This window comes from Oleiphilus sp. HI0128 (assembly GCF_001635365.1).
On the sequence record NZ_LWGG01001356.1, the window covers coordinates 1 to 714 of the forward strand.

The window sequence follows — 714 nt, forward strand, 5'->3', positions numbered from 1 at the left end:
AATTAGCGATTATGATGTTTGGCACGAGCAAATAGAGCGCCAGCAAGCCGGCCGAGAAAATGTTTTAAGCAACATCAAGTGCGAGCGTTATCAGCCCACGAGTGGTTCCACCTCTAAAATGAAGTGGATTCCCTACAATCAAGCCTTCCTCGATGAATTAGATCAGGCAATTAGTCCCTGGATGGCAGACTTATACCGACAATTTCCTGAGATAAAGCAAGGCAAACATTATTGGTCTTTGTCATGGGTCCCGAGCGATCTAAGGAATAAACTTACGAGCAGCATTAACGATGACTTGCAACTTCTCCCTTGGTGGAAGCGTTTGTTTATGTCAGGGACAATGGCTGTTCCTGAAGCCATTTCACTTGCGAATACTTCTGAGGAATCCTCAATTGCAACGGCATGCTATTTAGTTGCTTGCCGGGACTTGTCGTTTATCTCGGTATGGAGCCCAACCTTTGCGCTAAGCCTGTTACAGTTAATCAAAGATAAGCAGCCTCTTATCGTTGAAGTACTAAACTCCGGTCAGTGGCCTGAGACTCTTTCTGGCTTATCACATCTATCCGCACCCAAAAACCCTGACGCCGCTAAGTCGTTAGATGCTTGGGATGGTGAGTTAAGTGCTAAAATGACAAGTATGCTTTGGCCCAAACTTGGTCTCATCAGTGCTTGGGACACCTCATCATCTAAAATTTGGGCGAACAAACTACGCGA

General features: G+C 45.7%; 1 protein-coding gene. It reads left to right on the top strand.

Annotation, left to right across the window (positions count from 1 at the left end):
- The coding region (locus tag A3763_RS22525) for a GH3 auxin-responsive promoter family protein (RefSeq protein WP_197483053.1) at positions 1 to 714 on the top strand (714 nt) is incomplete at both ends.